This is a genomic window from Paeniglutamicibacter psychrophenolicus (genome assembly GCF_017876575.1).
In the GTDB taxonomy this organism is placed as follows: domain Bacteria; phylum Actinomycetota; class Actinomycetes; order Actinomycetales; family Micrococcaceae; genus Paeniglutamicibacter; species Paeniglutamicibacter psychrophenolicus.
In genome coordinates, this window is record NZ_JAGIOE010000001.1 from 4,074,569 (window position 1) to 4,086,859 (window position 12,291).

Genomic DNA, 12,291 nt, shown 5'->3' on the forward strand with positions numbered 1-12,291 from the left:
CTTGCCTTTCGTGTGCAGTGATTCCGATACCTCAACCTTGCTCGCTGGACCCACTCGGGGGCATCGGGAACGGCCCCTTAAAAAACCGGCCAAAACCCTGAGATTATGGCTCCCTCGGGGCCCGATGGTGGGAAACTGGTTTTGTGGCACTGGAGCTTGGGGTGATGGGCCCGGAACTCATGGGGAGGGCGACGGAGCTGGATGACATCGGCGCGTCCTTGGAGGCGGCGATATCCGGTGCGGCCTGCACCCTGGTGGTCTCCGGGGATCCCGGTGTCGGGAAAACCGCTCTCGTGCAGCACGCCTGCGCGGCGGTCTCCTCCGAGATGTGGATCCTGGCCGGGGCCGCGCTGCCGCTGGCCTCGATGACCGTCCCGTTCCTGCCGCTGCGCTCGGCCCTCCGGCGCGGCCCGGTTCTCGAGGGGATCCCGAACCCCGGTCTCGGTCCGGGAGGCTGGGCGGCCAACGACGTGATTGTCGCAATCGATGACTGGTTGACCGAGCTGTGCCTGGTACGGCCGGTGGTCTTGGTCGTCGATGACCTGCAGTGGGCGGACCAGGGCACCCTGGATGCGCTGATGTACCTGATTGCAGGGCCCGCGGACCGGCGCCTGGCCATCCTCGCCACGCAGCGCAGCGGCGAGCTGGGGGAACTGCACCCGCTGCAGCGCTGGCTGGCCGACATCCGGCGCATGCCGCGGATCTCCTGGGTGGCACTGGAGCCGCTGGACCGCACCTCGACCGGGGCCCAGATTGCCCAGGCCATGGGGTCCGCCCCGCACCAGTCGCTGGTGCAGGAGGTTTTTTCACGCACCGCCGGAAACGCATATCTCAACCGGCTCATGGTCAGCGGCCTGCGCCCCGAGACCAGGCACCTGCCCCAGACGCTGCCCGAGGACCTCAAGTCGGCCGTGCTGCGGTCCTGGCGCGGAATGTCCGACGGCGCGCGGCAGCTGACCCAGCTCATGGCCGTGGGCGGTCGTCCCATCCGTGCCCAGGACCTGGCCGGCCTGTCGCAACAGGCCGGGACCCGGCACGACGCCGCGGCCATCCTGCGGGAGACGACGGAGGCTGGGATCACCGAATGCTGGCCGAACGGGACGCACTGGTGGTTCCATCATCCGATGATCTCCGAGGTCCTGGAACAGGGGATGGAAAGCGGGCAGCGCCGGGACTGGCACGCGCTGTTCGCCGCCTACGGGGCACGACTGCTGGCCCAGGGAACCACCCCGGACTTCGAATTCATGGCTTCCCTGGCCCAGCACCACTACGATGCCGGAAACGCCGGCGAGGCCTACCGCTGGACGCTGCGGGCAGCAGCGGCCGCTGGGTCGGCCGGCGGGTCAAACGAGATCCTGCGCTTGCTGCATCGGGCGCTGGCCCTGCACGGACAGCTGCCGCAGGTCGATGAAAGCCGCGAGGAGTTGCTGCATCGGTTGCGCACCGCTGCCGAGGCGGCCGGGGCCATGGAGGATGAACTCGATGCCCTGGAGGCCCTGTTGGCGGGGCTCGACCCGGCGCAGCGGCCCCTGGAGGTCGCCGAGCTACTGGTCCGGCGCACGCTGCTGCGTTTTTCCTCGGGGCTGGAATTCTTTTCGGTCGATGCGCTGCTCCAGGCCGTCCGACTGGCCGAGGCCTCCCCCGAGAGCTGGCAATATGCCTACGCCCTGGCCGAGCTCGCCCATGTGGGCCTGTGGAAGGACGATCCCGACGCGCACCGAACAGCCGCCACGGCGCTGGAGGTGGCCCGAAAGGCCGGAAACCCGCGGGCCCTGTCCTACGCCCTGACGGCCAATTCCATGGCCGCGCTGTTCGGGGAACGCCCCGACGAGGCACGCCTGCTGGCCGCCCAGGGAGCCGCGGCCGCCGTGCGCGCCCGGGATTTCTGGGCCCTGCTCCACGCAACGATGTGGCAGGCCAACGCGACCGAGGCCTGGTCCAGCCAGGCGTTTGCCGATCTGATGCGCTCGGGCAGGCAGCAGCTGTCGATGCTCGGGGCCCCGCACGTGTACCTGTCGAAGATGGCGGCCGACGAGGCCAGCAGCTACCTTTCGATCGGCCGCTGGCGCGAATGCGGGCAGGCGTTGCGTGTGGCCCTGGGCACGGACCCCGGCCCACTGGGCGATGTGGCCGCCCGCCTGACGGCCGCCCGGCTGGCTGCCCTGCAGGGCAGCCAGGACGAAGCCCGGGCGCACCTGGCCCGGGCCGAGGAACTGTTCGCGCACAAGTCCGGGTACAACAACCTCGACTTCGACGCGGTCCGGGCGGAGGTGTTCCTGGCCGAGGGCGACCCCGCGGCGGCCTACCTCGCGGCCATGGCCGGGGCCGGCAAGGAGGGCCAGCCCCCGACCATGTGCGAGTGGCTGGTGCCGCTGGCAGCCCGCGCCCTGGCGGACATGGTCCAGGGTGCCCGCGACGAGGGCGCCGACACGGCCGACATGCTTGCGTCCATCGACGAGTTGGTGGCACGTTTCCCCTCCGTGCTGCGGGAATCGGGCAACGACACCCCGTTCTATTCGGCGCAGGTGGAGGCCTTCGAGTTGCTCTACCGGGCGGAGACCGGACGGGCCCGATCCGATGCCGAGAACGCGGCGCAGTGGATCGCCGCCGCCGATGCCTGCCAATCGGGTTCCCTGCGCTGGGAGGAGGCCTATTGCTGCTGGCGGGCGGTGCAGGCGCTGCTGCTTCATGGCCATTCCGGCCACGGGCAGGCCGCTTCGTTCCTTCGCCGGGGACTCATCCTGGCCAACGAACTTCATGCACGTCCCCTCCAGGATTCGCTGCTGGAGATCGCCGCCCGGGCCAGGATCGCCACCTACCAGCCGAGCATCGGGCAGGCATCGGGCGGATCCATTGAATTGCCGGGGCTGACGGTGCGCGAACGGGAGATCCTTGGCTACGTCGTGGCCGGGCGCACCTATGGTGAAATCGCCAGGTCCCTGGTCATCAGCGAAAAGACCGTCAGCTCGCACATCTCAAACATGCTGCGCAAGACCGGAACCGCCAACCGCCTGGATCTCTCGCGCCTGGCAACCCGCCACGGCCCGGAGCATTTCTCCCCGGACGGACGTCGCTGAACCACCGGCACGGCCGCCTTGGCTTCAGATGGTGGCGTGCATGGATTCGATCGGATCGAGCAGTGCGCCACGCATGTCCTCACTGAGTAGCGGGGGCACATCGATGTCCACGGCCAGGGCCTGCAGGATCCTGCTGAGGTAGTTCCTGGCCGCCGCCGCGAGCGTGATGTCAACGATCTCGCGGTCGGAGAATCCGAGGTCCCGCAGGCGCCGGCTGTCCGACTCGTCCATGGCCGCCGAGTCGCCGCTGAGCTTCACGGCGTAATCCATCATTGCGACCTCGGCCTCGTCCAGGCCGGCGGAACGGTAGTCCCTGGCGATCCGAAGCAGTTCCTGCTCATCGAGGTATTTCAGGGCCTTGCTCCCGTGGGCCAGCCGGCAGTGCCGGGAGCCGATGCCCAGCGCCGCGGCCAGGGTCACCAGTTCGTAGCGGCGCATGCCCATGGATTTGGCGATCGAGGACTGCAGGGCCTTCCACGCCTCGAAGGCCTCCGGGTTCAGGGCCAGGACCCTGGTGTGGCTGGGCACGTAGCCCAGCGCGGCGCGGTCCGCGGCGTAGGCTGCGGCGGTTGCGCCGACGGCATCGGCCTCGCTGGTGGTCTGGAGAATGCCCATGGCGTCCTGCTCCTTGGTCCTTCGGATGTTCCTGTTCCATCCAAAGAGTAGAAGCGCCGGCCGCCGCGGCGCATGGGGAAGATGCCCCATCTTCGCCGCCGGGGTGCGGAGGCTGCCTCCGCGCAAGGAAGCCGGCCGCACCGCTATTTCCGCAGGCGCCGGAACGCGCTGCCGGGGATCGAGGCCAGCGACACCGCGGCCAGGGTGAGCAGCGTCCCGGCAATGGTCGCGGCATCGATGACGGTGCCGGGGGCCGGCACCAGTACATCGATCAACAGGGAACCAAGAAGCTGCCCGCAGATCATGCCCAGCCCGGTCAAAAGGACCCCGAGGTGCTTGACCAGGAACGCCGAGAGCCCGATGAACACGCAGCCCAGCGGGCCGCCAAGGTAGTACCACCACTGCTCGGGCAGCGCCGCCGGGGGGCCGCTGACCGGCATGCGCACCAGCAACAGGATCGTCAGCAGGATCCCGCCGACCACGAAGTTCACCAGTGTCGCTGCCACCGGGGTCCCGTACGCCTGGGCCTGGACCCCGTTCATGGCGGCCTGGAATCCCATGAGGAAACCCACCACCAGGGGCACGGCCATGGGCACCAGCAATGTGGCGATGGCCCCGGCCGAACCCATCCGCGGACTGACCGCCCAAATGACCCCGGCAATGGTAAGCCCGGCTCCCAGCGCACGGATGGCGCTGACGCGCCGCCGGCCCCCGGGTCCGAACCCCAGGCTGTCGACCAGCAGGGAACCCAGCGTCTGGCCCGTGACGATGGATACCGTGAACAGCGCGACACCGACCAGCGGCACGGTGAGCGTCTGGGAGATCACCACGAACGCGCCGACACAACCGGCGGCCAGGTACCAGAGCGGGAAGCGCCTTTCCCGCAGGGCCCGCGGTATGGCCAGGGCCCCGGCCCGCGGCCCCGGCAGAACCAGGGAGGCGAGCACCAACAGGATGAGCCCGGTGGTGAAGCTGACCAGCGAGGCGGCGACCGGGTCCCCGAGCTTGGCGCCCAGGGCTCCGTTGATGCGGCTCTGGATCGGCATTGCCAGCCCGGCAAACACCGCCGTCGCCAGGTACAGGGGCATCAGCGAACGCTGGTTGCCCCGGGCGGCTGCTGTTGTTGGACTCATGGTGTCTTTCGTGTCTTCCATCGTGGTCGGCCATTGGGTTGCCAGGAGGCCACCAGGACCGCCAGCAGGGTGACCAGTGTTCCAATGATTTCATTGACCCCGACCTTCTCCGGCGTCAGGATCAGGTCCATCGCCAGGGATCCGGCCAGCTGTCCGGTGACCAACCCGATTCCCAGCACCAGGGCGCCAAGCCGGGGCACCAGGGTGACCCCGGTGACCACAAACAGGATACCCAGCGGCCCGGCAAGGTACATCCACCACAGCGGCACCGAGGTGAACCCGAACGACTCGATCTTCAGCAGGGCCAAGACGGCCATGGCGATGAGCAGCCCGGCGGTGGAGGCCAGGTAGTTGATGGCCGTGGCGGTGGTCGTGGAGCCATACGCCTGTCCGGCGCGGCCGTTCATCGATTGCTGGAAGCTCACCAAGAGACCCGCCCCCATGGCCACGGCCAGGGAAGCCCAGGCCAGCGGCGACTCGGCAGAGCGGGCTCCGGTCCCCCAGGAAGCGATCACGGCGCCAACGACCAACAGCGCCGCCCCGAGGATCCGGATGCGGGTCACGGGCTGCTTTCCGGCCGGGCTGAATCCGATCACGTCGATGACGATGCTGGTCAGGGTCCGGGCGCCGACCACGGCAACGGCGAAGAGCGCCAGGCCGATGTTGCTCACGCTCATGGCCTGGGCCACCATGTAGTACGCCCCCACCAGCCCGGCCAGCAGGAACCAGCGCGGGATCTGGCGCTCGCGCCACACGGAACCGAATTTCCTCCAGCCCGCCCGGGCCCCGGGAAGCGCAATGCTTGCCACCATCAGGCAGGCCAGGGAGGTCAGGGCGCTGATCAACGCCGCGGCGAAATAGCCGCCCAGGAAGCCCGCCGCGTTGGAGGTGATCAGTGCCTGCAGGGGCATCAACATGCCCGCCGAACCTGCCAACGCCAGGGGAACTGCGTGCGAGCGGGGTTCGGGGCGTGCCACAGCTCTCCTTGGGGACGGGGGTTTTTCCTACTACTGAAACCTACTGTTAACCGTCCGCGGCCCCGGCATTGTGTCGTTCACAGCACAGTGCGGGCCCTTGGCCCCGTATTGGTGCACGGGCATGGACCCGCATGCGCCATGATGGATACATGGCAAAATCCGAAGCATTCCACCTCCAAATCCGCGACGAATCGATCCGACTGGGCCAGCTGCTGAAGCTCGCCTCGTTCGCCGAAGACGGATTCCATGCAAAGCAGATGATTGAAGACGGCCTGGTGAAGGTCAACGGTGAGATCGAAACCCGTCGCGGCGCCCAGATCCGCAACGGCGACACCGTGAGCGTCAACGGCGAATCCATCACCGTCGAGTCGGCATAGCTCCCCGCATCGTACCGGCGGTGGCCATCGGCCCTGCCGGCTGACCGCCACCGGTCCCGGTATTTCCGCTGGGTGTCCGGCTCCTGCCGGTACCGGGGCGCCCAAGGCCTTGCTCGGATTCACCCGCGCGCCGTTGGTGCGCCCTGCCTGCTCCGACCTTTCAGGGGGCAGGAGGGCACCGGGGCATCCCGGTACACGCTGCGGGTTCTTTGCCTTTTGGGCAAAAACAGCGACCTCCCGTTTGCACCGATATCCGGGGCAAGCGGGAGGTCGCTGTTTGGGTCAACGACCCGACAGCTGGGAACGCTAGATCGAGGCGCCCTTGAGCACGACGTGGCTCAGGAATTCATGGACGTGCGCCATTTCCTGCGCATTGACCGAGTGGAGCATGTTCGCATAGAGCACCTTGGTGACGTGCACGTCGGTGGTTGCCCAGGCGTGGGTGTATTCGATCTTGTCCTGGGTGATGACCGGGTCGGCCTGGTCGCGCCCCCAGAACATCGGCTTCTTCATGTCCTTGAGCAGCTCGTCCCGGAAGAAGCCCTCGCCCTCTTCCGGGACGGCGAATCCGGACAGGCCAATGACCGTGGAAATAGCCTGGGGCTGGTGGCGCAGCAGGGAGGTGGCCACGGCCATGCCCATGGAGAAGCCCAGGAGGCTCACCGAAGAGTGCTGCTTGGAGACCGGCTCCAACCACTCCCACAGGTCGGCAATGGACTTCTTGACGGCATCGAACGAGTAGTCGAGGTCCTGCATCAGCGGGAACCAGGTGTATCCGGGGCCCAAGGCCTGGGGCGCCCTCACCGATACCACGGTGAACTCCTCGGGCAGCATGGGGGCCAGGCCCATCAAGTCTTCTTCATTGGACAGGTACCCGTGCAGAAGCACCAAAAGCGGGGTGCCGGCACGTTCGGCTTCCGGGCGGGACCAAATGACAGTGGGGTTCCAACTTGTTTCACTCACCCGACCAGTCAAGCAGAAATCCGCCTCCCCTGGGAATCAGGAAGAAACCTACGCTTAGGTAACTTACGTATTCTTTGGTAGGAATAAGTTGTGAACAACATCAGCGAGACCCCTTCCGTGGAAACAGCCGCCACTGGCTCCGCCCTTCATCCCTGGCGACGCTACGTGGCCCTGGGCGATTCCTTCACGGAGGGCATCGGCGATGTCGACCCACAGAGCCCGGGCGGTTACCGCGGCTGGGCAGACCGTGTGGCCGAACAGCTCAGCCACGGCATTGACGGCTTTGCCTATGCCAACCTGGCCATCCGTGGCCGGCTCATCACCCAGATCTTTGACGAACAGGCCGGCCCGGCCCTCGAGCTTAAGCCCGATCTCATCAGCCTTTGCGCGGGCGGCAACGACGTCATCCGCCCCGGCGGGGACCCTGATGCCATTGCCGACAAGCTCGATGCCTTGATGCGCATCCTGGCGACGTCCAACGCAACCATCCTGCTCTTCACCGGACCCGACATCCGTGACACCCCGGTTCTCGGCGGCATTCGGGGCAAGGTCGCGATCTACAACGAAAACGTCCGCACCATCGCAGCCCGCTACGACGCGGTGGTCGCCGACATGTGGTCCCTGCGCGAATTGCACGAACCGCGGATGTGGGCCGACGACCGCCTTCATTTCTCGCCCCTGGGCCACCACACGATTGCGGCCATGGCCCTTGACGCGCTGAACGTGCCGCACGACCTTCAGCACCTCGGGCCCGGCGAGGTCGAGGTCAAGAACTGGCGCGAAGCCCGGCGCGACGACTTCATTTGGGCACGCACGCATCTGGCCCCCTGGGTCCTGCGCCGCATCCGGCATCAGTCCTCGGGCGATGGAATCTCGGCCAAGCGGCCGCTGGCCACGACGTTCACGGTGCAGCCACCCAACGACTCGCTGGGAAACGGCCCGGCGATTTAGTGGCCCGAAGGATCGACACCAGAACTGCAGCCAACCATCAAAGGTGAGGTCACGGTAGGAAAACGTTTCCGGGTTTGGGGTCCACGGTTCGCCGCTGCGTGATCTACTGGTGCAAGGCAAAGGATGCCCGTCGGCCCCACGGGCCGGCCCCACGAGAACGGCTGATGCATGAACCTCACCGAGGATTTCCTGGTCGAGCAGGAATCTGTCGACTTTGGCATGGTGCAACCCGACCCCTTCGGAAACCCAAACCCGTGGAACGACCTGGTGGTTGGATTCGGTGTTTTCGGCGTGCTCTTCGCGATCGCCTTTGTGGCGATGATCGGATTCATCGTCTTCGTGGTCGTCCGGAATTACAAGGCCAGCAAGAACGCGGGCCTGGATCCCTTCACGCTGCAAACCGAACTGGCGGTCCGCGCCGCAAAGTCGCAAATGCTGGCACCCCGGCAAAGCCGCGAACAACGCCTGGCCGAGCTCGAGGACCTGCTGGCCCGCCGGGTGATCACGCCCGAGGAATACCAACAGGCACGGATGAAGATCCTGACCGAGGACTGAAGGAAAGAAAGACGGCCGGGCCCGAGGAAGGTTCCACTTCCTCGGGCCCCGGCCGCTTGTCCGCACCGCGGAAGTGCGGGCGAGAATGCGTCAGCTGAAGATCTCCCGCTTGAGCGGCTCGCTGAGCTGCTCGATGTCGGTCAGGAATCCGTCGTGGCCGATCGGCGAGGTGATGTATCTGACTTCACACGGGTTCGGCAGCGTCTTGGCCAGAAGCTCGGACTGCTCGGGCCAGTACAGGCGGTCCGAGTCGACGGCACCCACCAGGAAATTCACGCCTTCGAGCCTGCCCAGGGCATCCCGGAGCGATCCGTGCCCGCGGCCCACGTCGTGGCTCATCAAGGCCTCGGTCAGCACCAGGTAGCTGTTGGCATCGAAGCGACCCACCAGTTTGTCGGCCTGGTGGTCCAGGTAGCTTTCCACCTGGTATCGGCCCCGATCCAGGCCGGCGCTGGCCACCGGCTGCTCGGACCCCTGCGGGGCGCGGCCGAACCGCACATCCAGCTCGGCAGCCGTCCGGTAGGTGATGTGCGCAATGCGCCGTGCGATGCCCAGGCCTGCCGAAGGAACGCGTTCATTGGCGTAGTAGTCGCCCCCGGCAAAGTCCGGGTCCAACCGGATGGCCGCGGACTGCGCCTGCGCAAAGGCGATCTGCTCGGCCGAGGACTCGGCGGTGGCAGCGACCACCACGCAGTTGCGCACCCGTTCGGGGAACTCCACGGCCCATTCCAGGGCACGTGCTCCGCCCATGGAACCGCCCAGCACGGTGTGCCAGGCCTTGATGCCCAGCGCATCGGCAAGCCGCGCCTCCAGGCGCACCGAATCCTTGATGGTGGTGAAGGGAAAACGGGATCCCCAGGGCACGCCCTGCGGATCAAGGCTGGCCGGACCGGTGGAACCGGAGCAGCCGCCAACCATGTTGGCCGCCACAACAAAGTAGCGGTTGGTGTCCACGGTCTTGCCCGGGCCCACGAAACCATCCCACCAACCGGGTTCGGTCGATGCACCCCGGGCCACGTGGCTGTCGCCGGTCAGCGCATGGGCGATGTAGACGGCATTGGTGGCCTCGGCGTTCAGCGTGCCCCAGGTTTCATACCCCAGCACGATCTGCGGGAGCGTCGCACCGGTTTCGAAGGTGTAGGGCCCGGTAGGCAAGTGCCGCAGGATTCCGTCCGGCGCCTGGTCCAGCGCCGCGGCGGTTTCTGCGTCGTAGAGCACCACGTTGGTCTCCACGCTCACCGAGTGGCCTGCAGTTCAACATCGCCCAGCGAGGCCACGGCTTCGAAGCCCCCACGCAGGTCGGCGATGATGTCTGCAATGTTTTCGATGCCCACGCTCAGTCGGACCAGGCCCGGGGAAACACCTGCGGCGAGCTGCTCGGCCTCGGTGAGCTGGGAGTGCGTGGTGGAGGCCGGGTGGACCACCAGCGAGCGCACATCCCCCAGGTTGGCGACGTGGGAGTGCAGCTTCAACGCGTCGACGAAGCCCTGGCCTGCCTCGCGGCCGCCGGAAATCTCGAAGGAGACGATGGCGCCGGTGCCCTTGGGTCCGTACTTGCGTCCGCGCTCGAACCACGGGCTCGAGGGGATCCCGGCGTAAATGACGCGTTCGACCTGTGGCTGGGCCTCGAGCCATTCGGCCACTGCCACGGCGTTGGAGACGTGTCGCTCGATGCGCAGCGAGAGGGTCTCGAGCCCCTGGGCGATGAGGAAGGCGTTGAAGGGAGCAACCGCCGAGCCAAGGTCGCGCAGCAGCTGCACGCGCGCCTTGAGCACGTAGGCGAGGTTCGCACCCAGGGCACCGTCGACGCCCAGGTCCCGGGCGTACACCAGGCCGTTGTAGGACTCGTCGGGGGTGTTGAAACCGGGAAACTTCTCCGGATCGGCGGCAAAGTCGAAGTTGCCCGAATCAACGATGACCCCGGCCATCGCGGTGCCGTGCCCGCCGAGGTACTTGGTCGCCGAGTGCACGACGATGTCAGCTCCCCATTCGATGGGGCGGATCAGGTACGGGGTGGACAAGGTGTTGTCGACGATCAGCGGGACGCCTGCCTCGTGGGCAATCGCCGAGACGGCTTCGATGTCGAGCACGTCCTGGCGGGGGTTGGAAACCACTTCCCCGAAGAAGGCCTTGGTGTTTGGCTTGACAGCTGCCTTCCAGCCCTCGAGGTCGTCGGGTTCCGAGACGAAGGTGACCTCGATGCCGAGCTTGCGCAGCGTGTGCTTGAACAGGTTCTGGGTTCCGCCATAGAGGCTGGGGCTTGCAACGATGTGGTCGCCGGCCTCGGCAATGTTCAGGATCGCGAAGGTGGTTGCCGCCTGGCCCGAGGCCAGCAGCAGCGCACCCACGCCGCCCTCGAGGCTGGCGATGCGCTGTTCAACGGCATCCTGGGTGGGGTTGCCGATGCGCGTGTAGATGGGCCCCAGGTCGCCCAGGGCGAAGCGTGCCGCGGCGGTCTCCGCGCTCGGGAACACAAAGGCGGTGGTCTGGTAGATCGGCAGTGCGCGCGCGCCGGTCGTGGCGTCGGGCTCCTGCCCTGCGTGGATCTGACGTGTTTCAAAGGACCAGTCGTTAGACATTTCTTCCCCTTCAAGGATTCAAGGGGTATGCCCATGGCCGGCTCCGCGATGGAGTCGTTGATGTGCTGGGGCATTCCCGCGCTTGTCCCACGTCTTTTTGACGCGGGGCCTGGTCTTCACCCGGGGCACCCCACCGCGGTGGAGGGTTGCCGTTCAGCAAGCCGGGGCCTTCTGCTGAAACTCATGACCTTGTCAATAAGTCTGGCCCACGGCCCCGCAGCTCCGCAACCACGTCTCAAAATGTGACGAAACGATTCGACGCTACACCGCCCCTGCGCGTACCCCGAACAGCCAACCCGGACGCAAGTTAGGCAAACCTAAGTCGAGAGCCAGATCACAAAGTGCCATGATAGGCACATGATGAGGTTGGACCATGTAACTTACGCTTGTGGACCCGACGGCCTCGCGGCTACTGCCGCTCGGATCGGCGAGGCCCTTGGACTCGAATCTGTAAAGGGCGGTGTACACCCACGTTTTGGTACGCGCAATGTCATCTTCCCGATGAAGAATGGCCAGTACCTGGAAGTTGTTGAAGTCTTGAACCACCCGTCGTCGGACAAGGCGCCGTTTGGCCAGGCCGTTCGCGCCCGCTCCGAACTCGGTGGCGGCTGGATGGGCTGGTGCGTCGCTGTTGACGACCTGGCTCCGGCGGAAGCGCGGCTGGGCCGGGGTTCGGTTCCGGGCAACCGGAAATTCCCGGATGGACAGGAACTGACCTGGCGCCAGATCGGCATCAATGGCTTGATCGCCGATCCGCAGGTTCCCTACCTTCTGCGCTGGGATGACGGAACCGAGGACCTGCATCCGTCAAAGGCCCTGGAACCGGTTGGCAAGATCTCCTCGATCAGCATTGCCGGTTCCAGCGAACGCGTTGCCGACTGGCTCGGACAGCCCGAGCAGCTGCCTGTCGGCGAGGTCGTTGTCGATTGGCAGGCTCCCAACGGGACACCGGGTATCCTCTCGGTGACCTTTGAAACGCCAAAGGGATCTATCACGCTGTAGCGATGCAGTCGCAGGATTCTCCGCCAAGGCGGGGGCCGACCGGTTCACCGGCCGGCCCCCGC

The 12,291-nt window shown here is 66.5% G+C and carries 11 protein-coding genes and 1 riboswitch; of the genes, 5 read left to right on the forward strand and 6 right to left on the reverse strand.

From position 1 onward, the window contains the following. The first annotated feature begins 143 nt into the window (after positions 1-143). Positions 144-3,077 carry a helix-turn-helix transcriptional regulator gene (locus JOF46_RS22615; RefSeq protein ID WP_209909879.1) on the forward strand — a complete coding sequence of 978 codons (2,934 nt, stop codon included), beginning with the start codon at positions 144-146 and terminating at the stop codon, positions 3,075-3,077. Between the two features lie 24 nt (positions 3,078-3,101). On the opposite strand, the gene JOF46_RS18450 is transcribed toward JOF46_RS22615, so the two are convergent. From JOF46_RS18450 to JOF46_RS18460, 3 genes are all read right to left on the reverse strand, one after another. Next, complete coding sequence (locus JOF46_RS18450; RefSeq protein WP_209909882.1) at positions 3,102-3,692, reverse strand: carboxymuconolactone decarboxylase family protein; 591 nt, start codon at positions 3,690-3,692, stop codon at positions 3,102-3,104. 143 nt (positions 3,693-3,835) lie between these two features. Continuing rightward, complete coding sequence (locus tag JOF46_RS18455; RefSeq protein ID WP_209909885.1) at positions 3,836-4,825, reverse strand: DMT family transporter; 990 nt, start codon at positions 4,823-4,825, stop codon at positions 3,836-3,838. Continuing rightward, on the reverse strand, positions 4,822-5,802 hold the full coding sequence (locus JOF46_RS18460; RefSeq protein WP_209909888.1) for a DMT family transporter: 981 nt from the start codon (positions 5,800-5,802) through the stop codon (positions 4,822-4,824). Before JOF46_RS18460 ends, JOF46_RS18455 begins: the two co-directional genes overlap by 4 nt. Before the next feature lie 149 nt (positions 5,803-5,951). Between JOF46_RS18460 and JOF46_RS18465 the strand changes: the two genes are divergently transcribed. Next, complete coding sequence (locus JOF46_RS18465) at positions 5,952-6,179, forward strand: RNA-binding S4 domain-containing protein (RefSeq protein WP_245348188.1); 228 nt, start codon at positions 5,952-5,954, stop codon at positions 6,177-6,179. Positions 6,180-6,485: 306 nt separating this feature from the next. Here the strand turns inward: JOF46_RS18465 and JOF46_RS18470 are convergent, their stop codons facing one another. Further along, a complete protein-coding gene (locus JOF46_RS18470) occupies positions 6,486-7,142 on the reverse strand; it encodes an alpha/beta hydrolase (RefSeq protein WP_209909891.1) in 657 nt (218 codons plus the stop codon). Between the two features lie 99 nt (positions 7,143-7,241). Between JOF46_RS18470 and JOF46_RS18475 the strand changes: the two genes are divergently transcribed. Beyond that, positions 7,242-8,093 (forward strand): SGNH/GDSL hydrolase family protein, encoded by an 852-nt coding sequence (locus tag JOF46_RS18475; protein WP_425355085.1) that lies wholly within the window; start codon positions 7,242-7,244, stop codon positions 8,091-8,093. Between the two features lie 168 nt (positions 8,094-8,261). After that, positions 8,262-8,648 (forward strand): SHOCT domain-containing protein, encoded by a 387-nt coding sequence (locus JOF46_RS18480; RefSeq protein WP_209909896.1) that lies wholly within the window; start codon positions 8,262-8,264, stop codon positions 8,646-8,648. 90 nt (positions 8,649-8,738) lie between these two features. On the opposite strand, the gene metX is transcribed toward JOF46_RS18480, so the two are convergent. Both metX and JOF46_RS18490 read right to left on the reverse strand, forming a co-directional pair. Continuing rightward, positions 8,739-9,887 carry a homoserine O-acetyltransferase MetX gene (metX, locus tag JOF46_RS18485; protein WP_209909899.1) on the reverse strand — a complete coding sequence of 383 codons (1,149 nt, stop codon included), beginning with the start codon at positions 9,885-9,887 and terminating at the stop codon, positions 8,739-8,741. Beyond that, on the reverse strand, positions 9,884-11,227 hold the full coding sequence (locus tag JOF46_RS18490; protein WP_209909902.1) for a bifunctional o-acetylhomoserine/o-acetylserine sulfhydrylase: 1,344 nt from the start codon (positions 11,225-11,227) through the stop codon (positions 9,884-9,886). Before JOF46_RS18490 ends, metX begins: the two co-directional genes overlap by 4 nt. Before the next feature lie 73 nt (positions 11,228-11,300). Next, positions 11,301-11,416: riboswitch (SAM riboswitch) on the reverse strand. 168 nt (positions 11,417-11,584) lie between these two features. On the opposite strand from JOF46_RS18490, the gene JOF46_RS18495 reads away from it, so the two are divergent. Then, positions 11,585-12,229: a VOC family protein gene (locus tag JOF46_RS18495; protein ID WP_209909905.1), complete on the forward strand. Its 645-nt coding sequence runs from the start codon at positions 11,585-11,587 to the stop codon at positions 12,227-12,229. Positions 12,230-12,291 lie beyond the last annotated feature (62 nt).